Genomic DNA, 21993 nt, shown 5'->3' with positions numbered 1-21993 from the left:
GTCAGCGCACGCCCTGCTTGCCGTCGCCGAAATTGGTGCCGCGGCGGATCTTCTTCTGGAGCTGCAGGATGCCGTAGACCAGCGCCTCGGCCGTGGGCGGGCAGCCCGGCACGTAGATGTCGACGGGCACCACCCGGTCGCAGCCACGCACGACCGAGTAGGAGTAGTGGTAATACCCGCCGCCGTTGGCGCAGCTGCCCATCGAGATCACCCACTTGGGGTCGGGCATCTGGTCGTAGACCCTGCGCAGCGCCGGGGCCATCTTGTTGACCAGCGTGCCGGCCACGATCATCACGTCGGACTGGCGCGGCGAGGGGCGGAACACGACGCCGTAGCGGTCAAGGTCCAGTCGCGCGGCACCGGCGTGCATCATTTCCACCGCGCAGCACGCCAGGCCGAACGTCATCGGCCACATCGAGCCGGTGCGCGCCCAGTTCCACAGCGTGTCCAGGTTGGTGGTGACGAACCCCTGCTGCATCACCGGGTTGTCCGCTTCCGGCCGCAGGATGTCGTCCAGCCGCCCCTCGGGCAGCGGGTTGTGCATCAGGCCGGAGATGGTCTGGCTCACTCCCATTCCAGCGCTCCCTTCTTCCAGACGTAGATGAAGCCCAGCAGGAGCATGCTGGCAAAGATGCCCATTTCGATCAGGCCGAGCACGCCCAGGTCGCGGAATACGGTGGCCCAGGGCACGATGAAGATGATTTCCAGGTCGAAGATGATGAACTGGATGGCAATCAGGTAATAGCGCACGTCGAACTGCATGCGCGCGTCCTCGAAGGCCTCGAAGCCGCACTCGTAGGCGGAGAGCTTCTCGGCGTTCGGGCTCTTGGGGCCCAGCACGTTGCCCACGATCAGCAGGGCCACGCCAATACCGCCGGCGACGATCAGGAACAACAGGGTCGGCAGGTATTCGGCCAGCACGGTGCTCTCTCGGCTTGTCTTTGGCGACGGCTGCGTTGCCGCGGCCTTGGCTCGGCGCCGGGCGCCGGTGAACGCGAGGGAAGCGCAGTGGACGCGAACCCGCGACACCCGCCTTCACGACGCACGGACGGCCTCCGGGGAGCCGCACCGCCTGTTTCATGCATCACCACTGGAGTGGTGCCCAAGGGGGGACTCGAACCCCCACGACCTAAGCCGCTACCACCTCAAGGTAGTGCGTCTACCAATTCCGCCACCTGGGCAATGGCCATCCAGTTGTGTTGCCGGTCGTCCTGACCACGGGGCCGTGCATGTCGACCGACCTCGCCCCGATCATTGCTGATCCGCACCCCGCGATCCGTGCCGGGCGCCAAGAACTCGCATTATCGCGTAACGCGGCGCCGCTGTGGCGCCTGACCCGCCTACTGCGTATCGCCACCCTCGACCGGCGCTGCCGGCACCTCGGCGGGCACTTCCTGCGCTGGCGCCCGGGGCACCTCGGGCTGGGCCTGCGGCGCCTGCGCGGGGACCGGGCCGTCGACGGCGGGAGCCGTCACGGCGGGCACCTCGGACATCAGGCCCAGGTCCTGGGCCGGCGCATCCACGCCTGCGGCGCGGTTGGTCGCCTGCCATGCCATGAACAGGCTGATGGCAAAGAAGGTGATCGCCAGCCACTTGGTGGCCTTGGACAGGAAGTTGGACGCGCCGCGCGAACCGAATACGGTTGCCGAGGCGCCGCCGCCGAAGCCCGAGCCGGCCTGCGCACCAGCGCCGCGCTGCATCAGGATCAGGGCGACCATCGAAATGGCGACCAGCACGTAGATGACGTTGAGGAACAACAGCATCGGGAAGACTCTGCCTAGCGTTGGAGGCCGCCGGACGTGCCGGTGGCGTCAGGGCGCCGCCGCGGTTGCGATGGCGTTGAAACCGGCCGCATCCAGGGATGCGCCGCCGACCAGCCCGCCGTCGACGTCGGGCTGCGAGAACAGCGCCGCCGCGTTGTCGGGCTTCACGCTGCCCCCGTAGAGGATGGGCAGCGAGCCCGCAATTCTAGCATCGTACGCCGCGATTTCGCCACGGATGAATGCATGCACCGCCTGCGCCTGCTCCGGACTGGCAGTCTTGCCCGTTCCGATTGCCCACACCGGCTCGTAGGCAAGGATCGCGCCATCCAGGGCCCCCGCGCCGCCCTGCTCCAGCACCGGCGCCAGCTGCTTCTGGATCCGCCACTCGGTCTGCCCGTCCTGGTGCTGGCTGAGCGTCTCGCCCACGCAGAGGATGGGGGTCAGGCCGGCCTCGCGCGCAGCGAAGAACTTCGCCGCCACCTGTTCGCTGGTCTCGCCGTGGTACTGCCGCCGCTCGGAGTGGCCCACCAGTCCGTAACGTGCGCCCACGTCCACCAGCATCGCCGCCGACACTTCGCCGGTGTAGGCACCCTGCCGGTTGGCACTGACATCCTGGGCACCGAACGCCAGTCCCCGTTCACCGTAGTGCTCGACCAGCTCGCCCAGGTAGGGCAGCGGCGGCAGGATGATGCGCTCCACCTCCCCGGCGGTAACCGTGGCGACCGCATCGAGCAGTTCGAAGGCGAACGCACGGGTGCCGTGCAGTTTCCAGTTACCGGCGACGATCCTGCGGCGCATGTGGGCTCCCACGTAAGAGGTCGCGAAAGCCTAGCGGCGCGCATCCGGACGGGCAAGCTCGACCCGCATCGCCGCCAGGGCGATCCGGTGCACTTCGCTCATCGACCCACCACCGCAGCCGCCTACCTCAACTTGATCTCGCGCAGCCGTTCTTCCAGGTACCCCTGCGCGGTGATCGGCTCGGCATACCGGCTGGGATTCTCCGCGGTGACGGTCGATGGCAACACGTCGATCACGAAGTCCGGGTTGGGGTGGAGGAAGAACGGGGTGGAGTATCGCGGCTGGCGCGCCTTGCCGCCGGGTGGATTGACCACGCGGTGGGTGGTGGAGGGGTACACGTGGTTGGTCAGGCGCTGCAGCATGTCGCCGATGTTGACCACGATGGTGTCGGCATCGGCGGTGAAGGGCACCCACTCGCCCTTGCGCGAGCGCACTTCCAGGCCCTCGGCGCTGGCCCCGACCAGCAACGTGATCAGGTTGATGTCCTCGTGGGCGCCGGCGCGCACGTTGGGGATGTCGTCGGAGGTGATGGGCGGGTAGTGGATCGGACGCAGGATCGAGTTTCCCGAGTCGGTCTTGTCGGCGAAGTAGTCGGCCGCCAGCCCCATGTGCAGCGCCAGCGCCGACAGCACCTGCGAGCCCAGTGCGTCCAGCGCCTGGTACAGCCCGTAACCGTGCTCGCGGAAGCCCGCGACTTCCTCGGGCCACAGGTTGGGCGGCATCGCATCGGCGTAGCGGGAATCGCGCGGGATCTCCCGGCCGATGTGCCAGAACTCCTTGAGGTCGTGGTGCTTGGCGCCCTTGGCGGTTTCCACGCCGAACGGGGTGTAGCCGCGGGCGCCGCCGCTGCCGGGCACGTGGTATTTCAGCTTGGTCGCCTCCGGCAGCGCGAAGAATGCCTTGAACACGTCGTACGACGCCTGGATCCTGCCGTCCTCGATGCCGTGGCCACGGATCCCGGCGAAGCCCCACTCGCGGTAGGCAGCCCCGAGCTCCTCGACGAACGCGTCCCGGTCGGGGGCGCTGGCGGGCTGGGTGAATCGGCGGATGTCGAGCGTGGGAATGGCGTTCATGGCATCCAGCGGGCCGTTCGTCGACCCGGCAAAGTGGTGGACCAGGGAGTCTCAGGCTGCGGCGGTGCGCACCGCGTCGGCCAGGGTGTCGAGGGTGCCCTGCATCAGGGTGTCGTCATCGGCCTCCACCGTGACGCGCACCACGGGCTCGGTCCCCGACGGGCGCAGGAACGCACGACCGCGCCCCTGCACGGCACGCTGCGCCTCGGCCAGTGCGGCCTGCACCCCGGGTGCCTCGGCCGGCCTGGCGCTGCCTTCGTAACGAACGTTGACGGTCTTCTGCGGCACCCGGGCCAGCCCTGCCAGCGCTTGCCGCAGCGAAAGCCCGCGGCGCTTGAGCACTTCCAGCACCTGCAACGCGCTGATGATGCCGTCGCCGGTGCTGGCGCTGTCCAGGCACAGCAGGTGCCCCGACGCCTCGCCCCCCAGGACGCCACCGTTGGCCACCAGCTGCTGGTGGACGTAGCGGTCGCCCACCTTCGCACGCATGAAACCGATGCCACGCTCGGCGAACGCGCGCTCGAGGCCGTAGTTGGTCATCAGCGTGCCCACCACCGGCCCACGCAGGCGCCCGCTGGCCAGCCAGTCGGTGGCCAGCACGTACAGCAGGTCGTCGCCGTCGCAAACGGCTCCGTCGGCATCGATGAAAAGCACGCGGTCACCGTCGCCGTCGAAGGCGATGCCGACGTCCGCGCCGGTCTGGAGGACGTGGGCAGCCAGGGTTTCCGGATGGGTGGACCCGACGCCGTCATTGATGTTGGTGCCGTCGGGCTCCACGCCGATGGCCTCGACCCGCGCACCCAGTTCGCGCAGGACCAGCGGCCCCACCTGGTAGGTGGCCCCGTTGGCGCAGTCCATCGATACCTTCAGCCCGCCGAGGTCGAAACCCCGGGGCACCGCGTTCTTGCAGGCTTCGACGTAGCGGCCGATTGCATCGCGGGTGCGCAGCGCCTTGCCCAGCCGGTCCGAATCCACCGTCCGGAATGGCTCGTCCAGCGCGGCCTCGATCGCCAGCTCGGTGGCGTCGTCGAGCTTCTCGCCCTGCGCCGAGAAGAACTTGACGCCGTTGTCATGGTGGGGGTTGTGCGAGGCCGAAATCACGATGCCGCCATCGGCGCGCAGCGAGCGCGTGAGGTGGGCGACTGCGGGCGTGGGCATCGGGCCCATCAGCTGGACGTCGACGCCGGCTGCGACCAGCCCGGCCTCCAGCGCGGCCTCGAACATGTAGTTCGAGATGCGCGTGTCCTTGCCGATGATGACCACCGGCTTGCGCCACTCGTTGCGCGCCATCGCATGGCCGTAGGCATTGCCCAGGCGAAGCATGAAGTCGGCCGAAACCGCGCCCTGCCCTACCCGGCCGCGGATGCCGTCGGTGCCGAAGTAGCGCCGGCTCATTCGACCCCCTCTTCGTCCGCAGGCGGCGCCGGCTGCTTCATCATCAGCGCCAGCAGCTGGGCGATGCGCTCGCGCAATTCGCGGCGGTCGCAGATCTGGTCGATCGCGCCGTGCTCGACCAGGAACTCGCTGCGCTGGAACCCTTCCGGCAACGTCTCGCGCACGGTCTGCTCGATCACGCGCGGGCCGGCGAAACCGATCAGTGCTTCGGGCTCGGCCAGGTTGATGTCACCCAGCATCGCCAGCGAGGCCGAGACGCCGCCGGTGGTCGGATGGGTCATCACCGAGATGTACGGCAGGCCGGCCGCGCGCAGGCGACCCAGCGCCGCGGCAGTCTTGGCCATCTGCATCAGCGAGAACAGGCTTTCCTGCATGCGTGCGCCGCCGGTGGCGGAGAAGCACACCATCGGACACCCCAGCTCGAGCGCGGTTTCAGCCCCGCGCGCGAAGCGCTCGCCCACCACCGACCCCATCGAGCCGCCCATGTAGGCGAAATCGAACGAGCACGCCACCAGCGGGCGCTGCTTGAGCGTGCCACGCATGGCGATCAGCGCATCGCGCTCGCCGGTGGACTTCTGCGCCGCCTTGATCCGGTCTCCGTATTTCTTCTGGTCCTTGAACTTGAGCACGTCGGTCGGCCCGAGTTCGGCGGCGATCTCCTGCATGCTGCCGTCGTCGAACAACGACTTGAGCCGCGCCCGTGCACGGATCGCCATGTGGAAGTTGCACTTCGGGCAGACCTCCAGGTTCTCCTCCAGCTCCGGGCGGTACAGAACGGCGCCACAACGGTCGCACTTCTCCCACAGGCCTTCGGGGACGCTGCGCCGCTTGCTGGCGGCGCCCGAGTCGGTGCGGATGCCCGAGGGCATGAGTTTCTTGAGCCAGCTCATCTGGTGTTCTCGCAATCGTGTAGCACTTCAGCGTGGGCCGCAGCAGCGGTGCATCCCGGATCACGGTCGCCAGACCTGCCCGAAGCAACGCCCCTGCCCCGGGGCGGGCGGAGGGGCAACCGTCCTGCATGCCGCCAGACTGACGGGTGACCGCGCGCTGGGGATCGCGCGGCCGGCCTTCCCCGCCCGGCCCGGCAGGCGGCGGCGCCTGCCCGGGTGGACACCATCAGGACGACCGGCCACTCCGTCCCCGCGCACGGGCGGCCGCACAGTTTAATGCGGTCCGGCAGCGCCTGCCCGCCCGCCGCCCCTGGCGGTCCAGCAGGCGCACGCCCCGACGATCCGTTCAGCCGGCGCCGGCCGCATCAAGGGCGGCACGCAGCGGGGCAAGGAAGCTTCCGGCGCGGCGCACCGCGTCGTCTACATCACTGGCGCCTTCCATCGCGGCCACCAGGGCGCTTCCGACCACGACGCCGTCGGCCTGGCGGGCCATCGACACCGCGCTGGCGGCGTCCTTGATTCCGAAACCGGCGACCACCGGCACCCTGCCCTGGCGTCGGATGGCCATCAGCCGGTCGCTCGCGGCACCCGTGTCCAGCCGGTCTGCACCGGTCACGCCGGCAAAGCTGACGTAGTACAGGTACCCGGCGGCCAGCTCGCACAAGTGCGCCGAACGGGCATCGGACGTGGTGGGCGACGCGAGCAGGATCAGTGCCAGCCCCGCGGCATCGAAGGCATTGCGGAACTCGGCCGCCTCCTCCGGGGGCAGGTCCACCAGCAGGACGCCGTCCACGCCGGCATCGACCGCCTCGCGGGCGAACCGCCCGGCACCTCGGATCTCGACCGGATTGAGGTAGCCCATCAACACGACCGGCGTGTCCGCATCCAGGCCCCGGAACGAGCGCACGCAGTCCAACACGTAGCCCAGACCTGCGCCACGCAGGATCGCGCGCTCGGAACTGCGCTGGATCGTCGGACCGTCAGCCATCGGGTCGGAGAACGGCACGCCCAACTCGATGACGTCCGCCCCTGCGGCGACCAGCGCGTGCATGACCGGCACCGTCGCCTCCAGGGCGGGATCGCCGGCGGTGACGAAGGGCACGAGTGCCTTGCGGCGAGCGGACTTGAGTTTCGCGAAACGGGTGTCGATGCGGTTCATTGCGAGGCTTTTCGTGACAGCGGCATGGGCCACCGGGAGGACGGGCCCGGGACGACCCGGACGGACTGGCAGGTTGGCCGCGCTTACAGCGCCAGGCCCTCGCGGGCGGCAATGGTATGCACGTCCTTGTCGCCGCGCCCGGACAGGTTGCACAGCACCAGCGCGTCGGAAGGCAGGTCGCGGGCGAGCTTCATCGCCTGGGCTATCGCGTGGCTGGACTCCAGCGCCGGCAGGATGCCCTCGGTTCGCGACAGGCGGTGGAACGCTGCCAGCGCCTCGTCGTCGGTGACCCCGACGTACTCCGCACGGCCTGTGTCCTTCAGGAAGGCGTGCTCGGGGCCGACGCCCGGGTAGTCCAGGCCCGCCGACACCGAATGGGTCTCGGTGATCTGGCCATCGTCATCGCAGATCACGTAGGTGCGGTTGCCGTGCAGCACGCCGGGCCGGCCGGCGGCAAGCGAGGCCGCGTGGCGCCCCGTGTCCATCCCGTCACCGGCCGCTTCGGCGCCCACCAGGCGCACGCCGGCGTCGTTGAGGAATGCATGGAACACCCCGATCGCGTTGCTTCCGCCACCCACGCATGCCGTCACCACGTCGGGCAACCGGCCATATTCGGCCAGCATCTGCTCGCGTGCTTCGCGGCCGACCACGGCGTTGAAGTCGCGCACCATGCGCGGGTACGGATCGGGACCGGCGACGGTGCCAATGATGTAGAAGGTGCCCTCGACATTGGTGACCCAGTCGCGCATTGCCTCGTTCAGGGCATCCTTGAGCGTGGCCGAGCCGCTCTCCACCGGCACCACCCGTGCACCCAGCAGGTTCATCCGGTAGACGTTGATCTTCTGCCGCTCGATGTCGGTCGCGCCCATGTAGACCACGCATTCCAGCCCCAGCCGGGCGGCAACGGTGGCACTGGCCACGCCGTGCTGGCCGGCGCCGGTCTCGGCAATGATCCGGGTCTTGCCCATGCGGCTTGCCAGCAGGGCCTGGCCGATGGTGTTGTTGATCTTGTGCGCGCCGGTGTGGTTGAGGTCTTCGCGCTTTAGCAGGATGCGCGCGCCACCCACTTCGCGGCTGAGGCGCTCGGCGAAGTAGATCGGGCTGGGCCGGCCCACGTAGTGCGCCAGGTCGCGTTCGAAGGCGGCGATGAACGCCGGGTCCACGCGCGCCGCGTCGTAGGCCGCGGCCAGTTCCTGCAATGGCCCGACCAGGGTTTCGGCGACGAAGCGACCGCCGTAGCGGCCGAAGTGGCCCGCTGCATCCGGGTAGGCGTGGAAGTCCAGGAGCGGCGTGGCGGCCATGCTTGACACCTTGAGGGGGGATTCGGGAACGGCGAAGCCGGCAGCGAGCCGGCCGGCGAGTGTAGGCGATCGGCGGGCCGGCCCTGCCGCGTGTCGACGCGACGAAGCGTTCCGCCGCGGCCGCACTCAGTCGAGCTGGGCGCAGTCCGCCCGACGCACTTCCTCCACGAACCGGCGCATCTTCTCGCCGTCCTTCAGGCCCGGCTCGCCTTCTATGCCGCTGGAAACATCCACGCCCCACGGCAGCGTGCCGATGATCGCGTCGAAGATGTTTCCCGCGTGCAGGCCACCGGCCAGAATGAAAGGCTTCTGCACGCCCGCCGGGATCCGCGACCAGTCGAACACCGCGCCGCTGCCGCCCGACGTCCCCGCGGTGTGGCTGTCGAACAGGAAACCCGATGCGGACGGGTAGCGCACATGGATGTTCGCGGGGTGCTGTTCGGCCAGCTCGCTCCCCATCGGGATGGCCTTGATGTAGGGCACGCCGAAGCCGCGACAGAAGGCATCGTCCTCCCCGCCGTGGAACTGCAACAGGCTGGGCCGCACCTGGCGCACCGCCTCACGGACCTCCTCGACCGGGTTGTCCATGAACAGCGCGACTGCATCCACCAGCGGCGCCAGGGCCTGGCGCATCGCACGTGCCTCCTCGGGGGCGATGCGGCGCGAGCTACCGGGGGCGAACACGAACCCGATCGCATCGGCCCCCAGCTCGCACGCCAGGCGCACGTCGCCGGGCCGGGTAAAACCACAGAACTTGATTCGGGTACGGAACAGGGTTCGGTTCATGGCACGGCGCTCGTCAGGGTGACCGCATCGGGAAGCCCGCAGGCGGCGGGATACAGCGGACCGACGAACACCAGTCCGTCGGGGGGTGCAGTGGGCCCGGCACGGGTGCGGTCGCGGCCTTCGAGCACCTGGGACACCCAGTTCTCGGGTTGCTCGCCACGCCCCACCATCAGCAGGCTGCCCACGATGTTCCGGACCATATGGTGGAGGAACGCGTTGGCCTGGACCTGCACCTGGACCACCTCCCCTTCCCGCGACACTTCGATCGACTGCAGGTCGCGCCGCGCGTGCGGGGCCTGACAGTGGACGGTGCGGAACGCGGAGAAATCATGCTCGCCCACCAGCGCCTGCGCTGCGCGGTGCATCGCGGTGGTATCCAGCGTGCGACGCTCCCAGGTCAGAACGTCGCGACCCAATGCGGGCCGTACCGGTCGGTTGAGGATCCGGTAGCGGTACCTGCGCGCACGCGCGGAAAAGCGCGCATGGAAGCCGTCGCCCACCGGCACGCACCACAGCGCGCAGACCGGGCGCGGCAGTCTCGAGGTAGTCCCCAGTGTCCAGCCCCGGGGGTCGCGCCCGGCCGGACCATCGAAATGGATCACCTGGCAGGCCCCGTGGACGCCCGCATCGGTGCGCCCCGCACAGACCACGTCGGTGCGGCGACCGGCGACGAACGACAGCGCCTGCTCGACCGCCTGCTGCACGGTGGCTTCATTGCGCCGGCCTTCCTCGCCGGGACGGGTCAGCCTCTGCCAGCCGGAAAACGCCGAGCCGTCGTACTCGACCCCCATCGCGAACCGCCGCAGCGGGTTCGATGACGCGTCGCCCGGTGCCGTGCCATCCACGGATCAGGCGAGGTCGCGCAGCATCCGCTCGGCCTGCTGCCGGGCGTCGGCGTCGCCCTGGGCGGCGACCTCCTCCAACAGTTGCCTGGCGCTGCCGTGGTCGCCGAGCGCGATGTAGGCGCGCGCCAGCTCCAGGCGGTCATGGCCCGAGGCCGCCTCGACCGGTGCGCTGGCCGCCGCCACCGCGCCGCCCTCTCTGCCGTCGTGCCACGTCGGTGCGCGCCCACGGGGACGCGGGTCGCGCTCGCGGCGATCCCACAACGCCGGGTCTTCGCGCGATGCCGCCGTCGTAGCAGTGACCGCCGCGGCAGGGAGTTCCGGTGCGGCGTCGCGCGCCTCGGCAGTGGCCGGTTCAACCGCCGGTTCCTCATTGACGGTATCGCCCTCCCTGGCCGACTCCACCGGGTCCGGCGCAACCGGGTCAGCGGCGCGTTGCCCCCCCACGGCTAACGCACCCGACGGGAACGCATCGGCAAGGCTGGACCTGCGCTCAGGTGGGGCCTTGAACACGGGTGTAGCGGCGCGACGACGCCCCCACCACCAGCCCAGCAGGGCGATCAGCAGTACGATGCCGCCGCCCACCAGCCACGGGGTCGCCGACATCGAAGCCTGCGCGTCGTTGGACTGCGCCAGGCGCTGCTGCGCGGCGGCCAGCTCGCTGTCCTTCATTTCCAGCAGCTGCTGTTGCTGTTGCTGGAGCTTTTCCAGCTCGGCCAGCCGGCTTTTCATCTCCACCAGCTCGGCGTCGCGCGCGGCGAGCGTCTCCTGGGTCGTCTGCAGTTCCTGTCGCATGGTGTTGCCCTCGCCCCCGGCACTTGCGCCGGACTGGGTCCCCGCGGTCGACGCGTCGCTTGCGCCGGGCGGACTGATTTCCAAACGCGCATCGGCCGTACGCCGGACGGCGGGTGTGCGCGCACCGGGCGCCGCGCCGGCCTCGCCTGCCGCGGCCACCGCCGGCTGCGGGACCGCGGCGGCCGCCTCGCGCCATTGCCGCGTCTGCGTGCGCACCAGTGCTGCCGCCTCGGTCGCGTCGACCTGCGCCATGTCGGCCGCATCGGGGATCCGCAGCACCGCACCGGCCTTCACCAGGTTGACGTTGCCGTCGATGAAGGCCGCAGGGTTGGCGCGCAGCAGCGCGATCATGGCCTGGTTGATGTTGCCGCCGTCGATTCGCCCGGCGATCGCCGAAAGCGTGTCGCCCGCCTGCACGTCGTAGCGTCCCCCATCGATGCCGGGGACGGGATCGGCCACCGGTGCCGGCGCGGTGGCAATGGGTGCAGCAGCGGCGGCCGGCGCGGGCTCGGCGGGCGTGGCGGCAACGGGCGCCGGGTCCTCGGCGACGACAGGTTCGGGAGCAGGATCGGGCGTGGCCTCCACGGGCACCGTGGGCTCGCGGACGATGGCGTTCGACGGCGCGGCCTGCGGCGCCTGGATCGGCGGTTGCAGGGGCGCGGCGGCCGTGCGGGGGGCATCGACCAGGGTGGAATATTCCCGAACCAGGCGGCCCTGGCCCCAGTCGACCTCGATCAGGAAGGTCAGCAACGGCTGGTTGATCGGCTGCGTGCTGGTCACCCGGATCACCGGGTTGCCGCGGGCGTCCAGCGCCGAGGCGAACTGCAGGTCGGCGACGATTCCCTCCGGAGGCTGCAGCCCGACGCGGGCAAACGTGGCCGGCGAGGCAAGGCCGGCGCGCAGGCGCTCCAGCTCCGTGGGGTCACTGGAGATGATCGGGATTTCCGCCAGCAATGGCTCGCCCAGCCCCGACTTGAGCTGGATCTGGCCCAGGCCGAGCGCGGACGCCGCCCCGCTGGCCAGCGCCAGGGACACCATCAACGCCGACCGCAACAATCGCTTCACGCGCACTCCCGCTGCATTCCCCAAGCCGCGACTCTAGCGACCGCGGTCCATCGCGGCAATGCGCGTGCCCGCCACGCATGGGTGGCGCGAGGGCATCAATCCATCGGACGTTGCCGGGTTCAGCCGGCGCGCTCGGCGATGACGAGCTCGGCCAGCTGCACCGCGTTGAGCGCGGCGCCCTTGCGGATATTGTCGGCCACCACCCACAGCGAAACGCCCCGCGGATGGGAGATGTCGTCGCGGATGCGGCCCACGTACACCGGGTCGTTCCCCGAGGCATGGGTGACCGGGGTCGGGTATCCGCCGCCCTCGCGCTCGTCGACCACTTCCACGCCGGGCGCGGCCCGCAACAGCTCGCGCACCCGCGCCGCGCCGATCTTCTCGCGGGTCTCGATGTGCACCGCCTCCGAGTGCCCGTAGAAGACCGGCACCCGCACCACCGTGGCGTTCACCTGGATCGACTCGTCGCCGAGGATGCGGCGGGTTTCCCAGACCAGCTTCATTTCCTCCGTGGTGTAACCGTTGTCGCAGAACTCGCCACCGTGCGGGATCACGTTGAAGGCGATCTGCACCGGGTACACCTCCGGCTTGGCGTCCTGGAAGCTGAGCATGCCCGCGGTCTGCCGGCCCAGCTCCTCCAGCGCCTTGCGCCCGGTGCCCGACACCGACTGGTAGGTCGCCACGTTGATGCGCTCGATGCCGGCCTCGCGGTGGATGGGCGCCAGCGCCACCAGCATCTGCATCGTCGAGCAGTTGGGGTTGGCGATGATGCCGCGCGGGCGCTGCTTCATCGCGTCGGGGTTGACCTCGGCGACCACCAGCGGCACGTCCTCGTCCTGGCGGAACGCCGAGGAGTTGTCGATCACCACCGCCCCGGCGGCCGCGAATTTCGGCGCATAGGCCCGCGAGACGCTGCCACCCGCGGAGAACAGGGCGATGTCGATGCCGGCCGGATCGAACGTGGCCAGGTCCTGCACCACGACCTGGCGCGCGCCGAACTCGACCTTTTCGCCGGCAGAGCGCTCGCTGGCAAGCAGCACGAGCTTGCCGATCGGGAACTCGCGCTCTGCAAGGATCTTGAGCATCGTCTCGCCGACGGCGCCGGTGGCGCCAACAATGGCGACGTTGTAGGTCTTGCTCATGTGGTTCGTCTCTATGGATTCTTGTAGGAGCGAGGTGAGTCGCGACTCGGAAATGCTGGTCGTTCGAGGGTCGCGACGTACGTCGCTCCCAAAAAAGATCGGCTATTTATCCGGGCACGCGCGGCGACATCGGACCCACGTCGCCGCACTGGGCGCGATGGCGCAGGGCCTGGTCCATCAGCACCAGCGCGACCATCGCCTCGCAGATCGGCACGGCACGGATGCCGACGCACGGGTCGTGGCGCCCGGTGGTGACGATCTCGACCGCCTGCCCGTCCACGTCCAGTCCGGCAACCGGCAGCCGCAGGCTGGAGGTCGGCTTGAATGCCACCGCGCATCGCAGCGACTGCCCGCTGCTGATTCCGCCCAGCACGCCACCGGCGTGGTTGGAGGCGAAGCCCCCCGGGTCCATGCGATCACGGTGGATGCTGCCAGGCTGGGCGACGGCTTCGAAGCCCGCCCCGACCTCCACCCCCTTGGCCGCATTGATCCCCATCAGCGCTGCGGCCAGTTCGGCATCCAGCTTGCCGTAGACCGGCTCGCCCCAGCCGGGCGGCACGCCCTCGGCGATGACCTCCACGCGGGCGCCGGCCGAATCGCCGGACTTGCGCAGCGCGTCCATGGCGGCCTCCAGCGCAGGCACCTGGGCGGCCACGGGCCAGAAGAACGGATTGCCCTCGACCTCGCCCAACGCTTCGATGGTGTCGGGCACCGCTTCGAGGCGCCGCGAGCCGATCTGCGAGACGAAACCCCGGATGTGCACGCCGTGGTGCTCGGCCAGCCATTTGCGGGCGATGACGCCCGCGGCCACCCGCATCGTGGTCTCGCGGGCACTTGATCGCCCCCCGCCGCGGGGATCGCGGATGCCGTACTTGTGCCAGTAGGTGTAGTCGGCATGGCCCGGACGGAACTGCGCGGCGATCGCGGCGTAGTCCTTGCTGCGCGCGTCCGTGTTGCGGATGAGCAGCCCGATCGGGGTGCCGGTGGTCAGTCCCTCGTACACCCCCGAGAGGATTTCCACCTCGTCGGCCTCGCGCCGCTGGGAGGTGTGCCGCGACTTGCCGGTCGCCCGCCGCCCCAGATCATGCGCGAAGTCTTCCGGCGCGATCGGCAGCCCGGGCGGACACCCGTCGACGACGCAGCCGATCGCCGGCCCGTGGCTTTCGCCGAAGGTCGTCACCGCGAACAGCTTTCCGAACGTGTTGCTGGCCATCGCTACTCCGCTTGAGGGCAACCCGGCGAATCGGTACGAACCCATTGTAGGAGCGGCTTCAGCCGCGATGCCCCGCCAAGGGTGCAACGGGTCGCGACCGCCCGGTATGTGTGGATTCGCCGTCGCGACTTACGTCGCTCCTACACCGGTCTGGGGCGTCGTGGGTTCGCGGCTGAAGCCGCTCCCGGCACGGCGCTCAGCGCGCGTCGGCCAGTGCCTTGATGCGGGCGTGGTGTTCGACCAGGTCGCTGCGCTCGACCACGAAGATTCCCATTTGGCCAACCTTGAACTCCACCCAGGCCATCGGCAGCTCCGGCAGCAGCGCCACCAGCGCGCGCTCGGCCTCGCCGACTTCGCAGACCAGCAGGCCGTGCCCGGACAGGTGGTCGGGGGCGTCGCGCAGGATGCGCAGCGCCAGGTCCAGGCCGTCGTCACCGGCGCGCAGGCCCAGTTCGGGTTCGTGCGCGTACTCGGCGGGCAATGCATCGGTCTCGGCGTGGGTGACGTACGGCGGGTTGGTGACGATCAGGTCGAACACCTCGCCCTGCAGGCCCGCGAACAGGTCGGACTGGCGCAGTTCGACGTTGTCGGCGTGCAGCCGCGCCTTGTTCTCCCGCGCCAGCGAGAGCGCGTCCACGTTGATGTCCGCGCCGACCACGTCCCATTCCGGGTGGTAGTGCGCGGTGGCGATGGCGATGCAACCCGAGCCGGTGCACAGGTCCAGGACGCGTCCGACCTCGCGACCCCCCAGCCACGGCTCGTAACCGGTCTCGATGAGTTCGGCGATCGGCGAGCGCGGCACCAGCGCGCGCGGGTCGGACTTGAAGCTGAGGCCCGCGAACCACGCCTCGCCGGTCAGGTATGCCGCCGGGATGCGCTCGTTGATGCGGCGCTCGAACAGCGCCAGCACCCGGGCCTTCTCGGCGGTCGTCACCCGCGAGGCGCCGTAAACCGGGCTCAAGTCATGCGGCATGTGCAGCGCGTGCAGCACCAGCTGCGTGGCCTCGTCCAGCGCGTTGTCGTAGCTGTGGCCGAAGGTCAGGCCGGCCTGGGCGAAGCGGCTGCCGCCATGGCGGATCAGGTCGACGATGGTCAGCTGCTCGAACCGCACGTCGGCGACATCGAAATCGGCGGCATTGGCAGCGGCGCTGCGGGCGGGGCCTGCGGACATGTCGGCGCATTCACTGGAGGGCCGGCGATTATAGCGGCCGGCCGCTATGATGCCGCGGTTGATTCCAGTGGATCCGCCATGTTCAACCGCACCACCGCCTTGATCCTTGTCGCCGCGCTGGCCGCTGCGCTGGGCCTGGTCGTCGCCCAGCGCGTGTTCAACCCCGTCGCGCCGGCCGCCACCGCCTGGCCGCAGACCGAGGCAGTGCGGCTGTTCGAGCCCCCGCGCGAACTGCCCGCCTTCAACCTGCGCCAATCCGACGGCACTCCGCTGGTGCCAGGCGAGCTCAAGGGCCACTGGACGCTGGTGTTCCTGGGGTTCACCTCCTGCCCGGACGTGTGCCCGATGACCCTCACCGAGCTGGCGCAGGCGCAGCGCCAGTGGGAATCGATCCCGGAAGCCAACCGCCCCCGTGTTCTGCTGGTGTCCGTCGACCCGCAGCGCGACACGCCCGATCGCCTGGGCGAATACGCCCACGCCTTCCACAAGGACACCCTGGCCGCCACCGCGGACATCCCGGCGCTGGAAGACTTCGCCAGGTCGATCAGCATGGTGTTCGCCAAGGTCCCGCCCGAGGAGGGCGCTCCGTCCGACCAGTACTCGGTCGACCACAGCGCGTCGCTGGCCGTGCTGGATCCGCAGGGCCGCATGTCCGGCCTGGTGCAGCCGCCGTACGATCCGGCGGCGATCGGGCGCGACATGGCCGCGCTGACCCGGGCAGCCACGCCATGAGCCTGGTCACCTGGCTGACCTACGCCCTGCCCCACCGCGCACTGTCATCGGCTGCGCGGGCACTGGCGTATTCCGACACCCCCCGGCTGAAGGCGTGGCTGATCGACACGGTGACGCGCCGCTTCGGAGTGGACCTGTCGGAGGCCGCCCAGCCCGACCCGGCCAGCTACCCCACGTTCAACAGCTTTTTCACCCGCGCGCTGAAACCCGGCGCGCGCATGGCCGACCCCGATCCCGACGCGCTGCTGATGCCCGCCGACGGGCGCATCAGCCAGTGCGGCGCGATCGAGGGTGACCGGATCTTCCAGGCCAAGGGCCAGTCGTTCACCACCGGCGAGCTGCTGGGTGACGACGAGGCCGCGCGGGCTTTCGAGGGCGGCACCTTCGCCACCGTGTACCTCTCGCCCAAGGACTACCACCGCGTGCACATGCCCTGGGGCGGGCGGCTTCGCGAAACCGTGCACGTGCCGGGCCGCCTTTTCAGCGTGGGCCCGGCCGCCGTGCAGCGCGTGCCGCGGCTGTTTGCGCGCAACGAGCGCCTGGTGTGCCACTTCGATACCGACTTCGGGCCGATGGCGGTGGTGATGGTCGGTGCACTGCTGGTGTCGGGCGTGGAGACGGTCTGGAGCGGCGAGGAGATTCCCGCCTATGGCCGGGTGGTGACGGTCAAGGACTACCGCGGCGAAGCCATCCAATTGGAGCGGTTCGAGGAGATGGCACGCTTCAACTACGGCTCCACCGTGGTCGTGCTGCTGCCGCCGGGGGTGGCCACGCTGGCGCCGGGGCTGGCAGCTGAAACCGCCGTGCGGCTTGGGCAGCGGCTGGCTACGCGGGCAGCCTGACCGCGCCGCAACGGGATCGGGACTTGTGCGTGCCTCCACCCGCGCACCAGCGCTACAGGTCCTTGCACCCCTGCAGCTTCAGCACCTGGCCGGGCTGCACGGCATTGCGCGGCGAACGGACATCGTTGGCCTGGGCCAGCACGCCGGCATCGCAACCGAACTTCCGCGCGATCGACCCCAGCGTTTCGCCGCGTTGCACCTGGTACTCACGCACTACCGCAGGCGGCGGAGGCGGCGCTGGCGTGGGCACCGCCGGTAACGGGGCGCTGCCCCGGACAAGCGCGGCACGCGGATCGCTGTCGACCAGGGTGCGGGCAAGTTCGGCGCGCTCGCCGCGGGTGCACCAGCGGTCGTAAAGCTGCACCATGCGCGCGGTCGCCTTCAGTTGGGTCCCGGCCGGGATGCGGTCATCGGCCTTGTAACGCGGATTGAGGTTGCGCAGCGCGCGCATGTAGCCGTCGCGGGCACGTCCATCGTTGCCCAGGCACACGGTCAGCTGGTAGATCGACGCGTCCTGGGACAGCCGCAGCGGCTGCGGGCGCGCGTCCACGCGCGGGAAGTCCACGCCGTAGTCCTCCGGGTGCAGGTAGATCCACGCCGCAGCGATCACCATCGGTACGTAGTCGCGCGTTTCGGGCGGGAACTGGCTGTAGACCGACTCGTCCCAGAAGCTGCGGCCACCGGTTTCCCGGAACACCCGCAGCGCGCGTCCCTCGCCGCCGTTGTAGGCCGCCAGCGACAACTCGATGTTGCGGTTGAGCTGGCCCAGCCGTTCGTTGAGGTAGTCGACGCTGGCACGGGCGGCCGAATAGGGGTCGTAACGGGTGTCGAAACCGCTGCCGTCGTCGCCCAGGCCGAACCGGCGGCCGGTCGCATGCATGAACTGCATCGGTCCGCCCGCGCCCGCCCGCGACGTGGCATGCACGCGCCCGTGCGACTCCTTGGCCATGATTCCGAACAGCAGTGCCTCGGGCAGCCCTGCGCGCTGGTAGTGCGGCCACATCAGGTGGCGCATGTACTGGTAGTTCTCGTGGCTGGTCATCAGCGCCGGACGCATGTCGGTCAGCCAGCGACGGATGCCTTCCTGCACGGCCGGGTTGAACTCGACCATGCGGTCGAAGTCGTGGCCTTCGCCCAACAGGTGGGCGGCGCGTGCGGCCTCGGGCACGCCGCCGGCCACCACGTTGATCGGGCCCTCGGCGAGGCCGAGGTCATCGTCCTGCAGGTCCCGTGCGTCGGCTTCCTGCTTGAGCAGCCGCTTGTAGCTGGCCAGCAGCGTCGCGACCGGACAGTCCCGCTGTGCAACGCAGGCCGCCATGACGTCTTCCATGTCCTCCAGCGCGGAATCCGCCCGTGCCTGTCCACCCGGATCGGCATTGCCGACCATCACCAGGGCCTCGCGGTAACGGACCTCGGCCGCCTGCATGCGCTGCTCAAGGCCAGCGGCGGCCTCGCGGTCGCGGCGCGACTGGGCGGAGGCGGGGTCGGTGAACAGGGTCGCAACCAGGGCAACCAGCAACGGCAGGGCAACGCGGTACGGAAGGGTCATCGGCACACACACGGCGACTGGGGATGCAGGGTAGTGCCCGCGCGCGGACAGGGGCAACCGCGGGCGGTGCGTCGCATCCCCCGTGGTTCAGCAACGGTCGATGGCTAGAATCGCCGGACGCAACCCCCGCCCTCCCCAACAAGGACGCCCGACCATGGCCCAGCCCACCCCGATCCTGCTCGGCCAGGCCGTCACTGACCCACCCGCCGAGCCCGGACAGGCCCATGTCGTGCTGCAGCCGGCCATGGCCAGCCGCCACGGACTGGTTGCGGGCGCAACAGGCACCGGCAAGACGGTCACCCTGATGGTTCTGGCGGAAGGGTTCTCGCGCATCGGCGTGCCGGTGTTCCTGGCAGACGTGAAGGGCGATGTCGCCGGGCTCGCGGTGCCCGGGACAGAGAGTGAAAAACTGCGTGCGCGGGTCGACCGGATCGGAATCGACGGCTACGCGCCCGAAGGCAGTCCCACGGTGTTCTGGGACATGTTCGGCAAGCTCGGGCACCCGGTGCGCACCACCGTCAGCGAGATGGGCCCCACGCTGCTCTCGCGCATCCTGGAGCTCAACGACACCCAGTCCGGCGTCATGGACATCGTCTTCAAGCTGGCCGACGACCGCGGCCTGTTGCTGATCGACCTGGCCGACCTGCGCGCGCTGCTGTCCCTGGTGGCCGAGGAGCGCAAGGCGGTCTCGACCGAGTACGGGCTGGTCAGCACGCCCTCGATCGGGGCGATCCAGCGGGCCCTGCTGCGGCTGGAATCGGACGGCGGCGACGTGTTCTTCGGCGAGCCGGCGCTGGAACTGTCGGACCTGATGCGCACCACCGTCGATGGCCGCGGCATCGTCAACATCCTGGCCGCCGACCGGCTGGTGCTGAAGCCGCGGCTGTATTCCAGTTTCCTGCTGTGGCTGCTGTCGGAGCTGTTCGAGGAGCTGCCGGAGGTGGGCGACCTGGACAAGCCCAGGCTGGTGTTCGTCTTCGACGAGGCGCACCTGCTGTTCGATGACGCGCCGCCGGCGTTGCGCCAGCGCGTGGAACAGGTGGTGCGGATCATCCGCTCCAAGGGCGTGGGCGTGTACTTCTGCTCGCAGTTCCCCGATGACGTGCCCGACGACATCCTCGGCCAGTTGGGCAACCGCGTGCAGCATGCGCTTCGCGCCTACACCCCGCGCGACCAGAAAGCGGTCCGGACGGCCGCTGAAACGTTCGTGCCCAACCCCCGCCTGGACGTGGCGGCGACCATCGGCACGCTGGGTGTTGGCGAAGCGCTGGTATCGACGCTGCAGGACAAGGGCGTGCCGATGCCGGTGGAGCACACCCTGGTCGCGCCGCCGCGCTGCCGCATGGGCGCGATCACCGACGCGGAGCGCATGCAGGTCCGCGCCGGCAGCCCGGTGGGTGCGAAGTACGACACCCCGCTGGACCGCGAATCGGCCGCCGAGATGCTCGCGCGCAAGGCACAGGCCCGCGCCGACAGCGCCCAGGCGCCCGCTGTGCAGGAGGATGGCGCCGCCGCGGCCAAGGCCGAAGGGGGGCTGGGCCAGTCGGTCAAGGACGCGGTGTTCGGGACCAAGCGACGCCAGGGGATGCTGGAAACCATGGCCAAGCAGGCCTCGCGCACGGTGGGTAACCAGATCGGCCGGCAAATCCTGCGCGGCGTGCTGGGCGGCATTTTCGGCGGGCGTCGTTGACGCAACTTGGCGCTTGGCCGGCCTTCCGAACGCACCGGGAACGGGCGCCTGATTAGAATCGCCTCCCCGGCCCCCGCCGCCCCCCCTTCACATGGAGATGCGTGACATGACCCCGACCGCCCGATTTGCCTGCCTCGCCCTGTCCGCCGTGCTGCTCGCGGCCTGCCAGCAGACCGACCCGGCAGAAGGCGCCGATGCCCAATCCGCGGCGGACGCGGCGCCGGCCGACGCAACCGTGGATGAAGGCACCACGCAGGTGGTCACCGACAACGCGGCGCTTGATGCCGGCGAGCTGGACGTGCGCGCCTTCGCCGGCACGTTCAACGGCACCCTGCCCTGCGCCGGCTGCCCCGGAATCCAGACCGAACTGATCCTGTCGGCGGACGGCACCTTCGCCATGACCGAGACGTCCATTGGCGAGACCGACGGCACGCGGCAGGTGCAGGGCACGTGGGCCCCGGAGGAAGACGGCGCGCGCCTGCGCCTGGACCCGGACAGCAAGTCCGAGAACGACCGCATCTACGAGATCGTCTCCAACGACGAGGTGCGGGTGCTCGAGCGGGGTGCACAGCAGGTCGAACCCGGCCAGGACTACAGCCTGCGTCGCGGCCTGGCCACCCGCTGACCGGCCCGGCCCGCGCGGGCGACGATACCCGCGCGGGCCCTACCCTGACCCGCATCCCACATCCCGAATGGGCCGCTGGCGACCCCCGTCCGAAACCGGCACCGCGCTGATCACCCGCCCGGGCCACGACCGGCTGAAGGCCGAACTCGACGACCTGTGGCGCGTGCAGCGTCCGGAGGTGGTGCGGGCGCTGTCGGCCGCCGCCGCGGAAGGCGACCGCTCGGAAAACGCCGAGTACACCTATCGCAAGAAGCAGCTGGGCGGCATCGACCGCCGGGTGCGCTACCTCAGCAAACGGCTGTCGAGCCTCAAGGTGGTGGACACCCGTCCGTCCGACCCCGCCGCCATCTACTTCGGGGCGACGGTGGAACTGGAGGACCTGGCCAGCGGGGGCACGGTCGCCTACCGCATCGTCGGCCCGGACGAGACCGACGCGCCGCAGGGGTGGATCAGCATCGACTCGCCCCTGGCGCGGGCACTGCTGGGCAAGCGAATGGACGACGAGGTGCGCGCCGCACTGCCGTCCGGTGAAGTGACCTACTGCGTGGTCGCCATCGACTACCCGGCGCACGCAGCGTCAAGCTGAAGGCATCAGGTTGTCATCCGGCGATCGCGCGAATCACAGCCTGGGTGAACGCGGGGATGTCATCGGGTTTGCGGCTGGTGACCAGGCCCCCGTCCTCGACGACTTCGCTGTCCTCCCAGCGGGCACCGGCGTTCTCCAGGTCGGTACGCAGGGACGGCCACGACGTGACCCTGCGACCCTCGACGAGGTCGGCCTCCACCAGCATCCACGGGCCATGGCAGATGGCCGCCACCGGCCGCCCGGCATCAAAGCAGGCCCGCACGAAGTCGACGGCCGCGTCATCCAGCCGCAGCGCATCCGGGTTGATGACCCCGCCGGGCAGCACCAGCGCGTCGTAGCTGTCGGCGTCGGCTTCGGACAGGGTCCTGTCCACCGCGACCTCCTCGCCCCAGTCCTTCTTGTCCCATCCACGGATGGAGCCGGCCTTGGGTGCAACCACGTGCACGGTGGCACCGGCCTCCTGCAGCAGGCGCCGGGGCTCATTGAGTTCGGACTGCTCGAATCCGTCGGTGGCAAGCAGGGCGACGGTCTTTCCTTGGAGGCGCTGGGCCATGGGGAATCTCCATGCGGCGGGCC

Annotated in this window: 22 protein-coding genes and 1 tRNA gene; 5 read left to right on the top strand and 18 right to left on the bottom strand. The window is 69.9% G+C overall.

Features of this window, described 5'->3' with window-relative positions; genetic code table 11:
* Nucleotide 1: 1 nt before the first annotated feature.
* The 16 genes from ACJQWL_RS00505 to prmB form a co-directional block, all read right to left on the bottom strand.
* Nucleotides 2-574: a NuoB/complex I 20 kDa subunit family protein gene (locus tag ACJQWL_RS00505; protein WP_330968554.1), complete on the bottom strand. Its 573-nt coding sequence runs from the start codon at nt 572-574 to the stop codon at nt 2-4.
* Nucleotides 565-921 carry an NADH-quinone oxidoreductase subunit A gene (locus ACJQWL_RS00500; protein WP_330968553.1) on the bottom strand — a complete coding sequence of 119 codons (357 nt, stop codon included), beginning with the start codon at nt 919-921 and terminating at the stop codon, nt 565-567. Before ACJQWL_RS00500 ends, ACJQWL_RS00505 begins: the two co-directional genes overlap by 10 nt.
* Nucleotides 922-1096: 175 nt before the next feature.
* A tRNA-Leu gene (locus ACJQWL_RS00495) sits at nt 1097-1181 on the bottom strand.
* A gap of 159 nt (nt 1182-1340) precedes the next feature.
* Complete coding sequence (gene secG / locus ACJQWL_RS00490) at nt 1341-1763, bottom strand: preprotein translocase subunit SecG (RefSeq protein WP_330968552.1); 423 nt, start codon at nt 1761-1763, stop codon at nt 1341-1343.
* A gap of 48 nt (nt 1764-1811) precedes the next feature.
* The gene (gene tpiA, locus ACJQWL_RS00485) at nt 1812-2561 is read right to left on the bottom strand and encodes a triose-phosphate isomerase (protein WP_330968551.1); all 750 of its coding nucleotides are present in this window, start codon (nt 2559-2561) and stop codon (nt 1812-1814) included.
* A gap of 122 nt (nt 2562-2683) precedes the next feature.
* On the bottom strand, nt 2684-3634 hold the full coding sequence (locus ACJQWL_RS00480; RefSeq protein ID WP_330968550.1) for an isopenicillin N synthase family dioxygenase: 951 nt from the start codon (nt 3632-3634) through the stop codon (nt 2684-2686).
* 51 nt (nt 3635-3685) lie between these two features.
* Entirely contained in the window at nt 3686-5029 is a 1344-nt protein-coding gene (glmM, locus tag ACJQWL_RS00475; RefSeq protein ID WP_330968549.1) for a phosphoglucosamine mutase, read from the bottom strand.
* On the bottom strand, nt 5026-5919 hold the full coding sequence (accD, locus tag ACJQWL_RS00470; RefSeq protein ID WP_330968548.1) for an acetyl-CoA carboxylase, carboxyltransferase subunit beta: 894 nt from the start codon (nt 5917-5919) through the stop codon (nt 5026-5028). The genes glmM and accD overlap by 4 nt, the downstream gene beginning before the upstream one ends.
* A gap of 346 nt (nt 5920-6265) precedes the next feature.
* Nucleotides 6266-7078, bottom strand: a complete 813-nt coding sequence (gene trpA, locus ACJQWL_RS00465) for a tryptophan synthase subunit alpha (RefSeq protein ID WP_330968547.1) — start codon at nt 7076-7078, stop codon at nt 6266-6268.
* Between the two features lie 83 nt (nt 7079-7161).
* Nucleotides 7162-8379 carry a tryptophan synthase subunit beta gene (trpB, locus tag ACJQWL_RS00460; protein ID WP_330968546.1) on the bottom strand — a complete coding sequence of 406 codons (1218 nt, stop codon included), beginning with the start codon at nt 8377-8379 and terminating at the stop codon, nt 7162-7164.
* 126 nt (nt 8380-8505) lie between these two features.
* On the bottom strand, nt 8506-9165 hold the full coding sequence (locus tag ACJQWL_RS00455) for a phosphoribosylanthranilate isomerase (protein WP_330968545.1): 660 nt from the start codon (nt 9163-9165) through the stop codon (nt 8506-8508).
* Complete coding sequence (gene truA, locus ACJQWL_RS00450) at nt 9162-9956, bottom strand: tRNA pseudouridine(38-40) synthase TruA (protein WP_330968619.1); 795 nt, start codon at nt 9954-9956, stop codon at nt 9162-9164. Before truA ends, ACJQWL_RS00455 begins: the two co-directional genes overlap by 4 nt.
* A gap of 57 nt (nt 9957-10013) precedes the next feature.
* On the bottom strand, nt 10014-11867 hold the full coding sequence (locus ACJQWL_RS00445; protein WP_411300659.1) for a type IV pilus assembly protein FimV: 1854 nt from the start codon (nt 11865-11867) through the stop codon (nt 10014-10016).
* Between the two features lie 119 nt (nt 11868-11986).
* Nucleotides 11987-13009, bottom strand: a complete 1023-nt coding sequence (locus ACJQWL_RS00440) for an aspartate-semialdehyde dehydrogenase (protein ID WP_330968628.1) — start codon at nt 13007-13009, stop codon at nt 11987-11989.
* A 106-nt stretch (nt 13010-13115) separates the two neighbouring features.
* Nucleotides 13116-14222 (bottom strand): chorismate synthase, encoded by a 1107-nt coding sequence (gene aroC / locus ACJQWL_RS00435; protein WP_330968629.1) that lies wholly within the window; start codon nt 14220-14222, stop codon nt 13116-13118.
* Between the two features lie 196 nt (nt 14223-14418).
* On the bottom strand, nt 14419-15393 hold the full coding sequence (prmB, locus tag ACJQWL_RS00430; protein ID WP_330968630.1) for a 50S ribosomal protein L3 N(5)-glutamine methyltransferase: 975 nt from the start codon (nt 15391-15393) through the stop codon (nt 14419-14421).
* A gap of 78 nt (nt 15394-15471) precedes the next feature.
* Here prmB and ACJQWL_RS00425 point away from each other — a divergent pair, with 78 nt between their 5' ends.
* Together ACJQWL_RS00425 and asd are read left to right on the top strand one after the other, a co-directional pair.
* Nucleotides 15472-16125 (top strand): SCO family protein, encoded by a 654-nt coding sequence (locus ACJQWL_RS00425; protein ID WP_330968631.1) that lies wholly within the window; start codon nt 15472-15474, stop codon nt 16123-16125.
* Nucleotides 16122-16967 carry an archaetidylserine decarboxylase gene (asd, locus tag ACJQWL_RS00420; RefSeq protein ID WP_330968632.1) on the top strand — a complete coding sequence of 282 codons (846 nt, stop codon included), beginning with the start codon at nt 16122-16124 and terminating at the stop codon, nt 16965-16967. Before ACJQWL_RS00425 ends, asd begins: the two co-directional genes overlap by 4 nt.
* Nucleotides 16968-17019: 52 nt before the next feature.
* Here asd and ACJQWL_RS00415 read toward each other — a convergent pair whose 3' ends face one another.
* Nucleotides 17020-18516 (bottom strand): transglycosylase SLT domain-containing protein, encoded by a 1497-nt coding sequence (locus tag ACJQWL_RS00415; RefSeq protein ID WP_330968633.1) that lies wholly within the window; start codon nt 18514-18516, stop codon nt 17020-17022.
* Nucleotides 18517-18670: 154 nt separating this feature from the next.
* On the opposite strand from ACJQWL_RS00415, the gene ACJQWL_RS00410 reads away from it, so the two are divergent.
* The 3 genes from ACJQWL_RS00410 (at nt 18671) to greB (ending at nt 21417) form a co-directional block, all read left to right on the top strand.
* Entirely contained in the window at nt 18671-20206 is a 1536-nt protein-coding gene (locus ACJQWL_RS00410) for a helicase HerA-like domain-containing protein (protein ID WP_330968634.1), read from the top strand.
* 106 nt (nt 20207-20312) lie between these two features.
* Complete coding sequence (locus ACJQWL_RS00405) at nt 20313-20831, top strand: copper resistance protein NlpE N-terminal domain-containing protein (RefSeq protein ID WP_330968635.1); 519 nt, start codon at nt 20313-20315, stop codon at nt 20829-20831.
* Nucleotides 20832-20898: 67 nt separating this feature from the next.
* Nucleotides 20899-21417 carry a transcription elongation factor GreB gene (gene greB, locus ACJQWL_RS00400; protein ID WP_330968636.1) on the top strand — a complete coding sequence of 173 codons (519 nt, stop codon included), beginning with the start codon at nt 20899-20901 and terminating at the stop codon, nt 21415-21417.
* A 13-nt stretch (nt 21418-21430) separates the two neighbouring features.
* Here greB and ACJQWL_RS00395 read toward each other — a convergent pair whose 3' ends face one another.
* The gene (locus ACJQWL_RS00395; protein ID WP_330968637.1) at nt 21431-21970 is read right to left on the bottom strand and encodes a type 1 glutamine amidotransferase domain-containing protein; all 540 of its coding nucleotides are present in this window, start codon (nt 21968-21970) and stop codon (nt 21431-21433) included.
* Between the last annotated feature and the right edge of the window lie 23 nt (nt 21971-21993).

Origin of the sequence: Novilysobacter viscosus (assembly GCF_046600715.1) — a bacterium.
GTDB lineage: Bacteria > Pseudomonadota > Gammaproteobacteria > Xanthomonadales > Xanthomonadaceae > Lysobacter_C > Lysobacter_C viscosus.
This window is presented reverse-complemented; position numbering and strand designations above follow the sequence as displayed.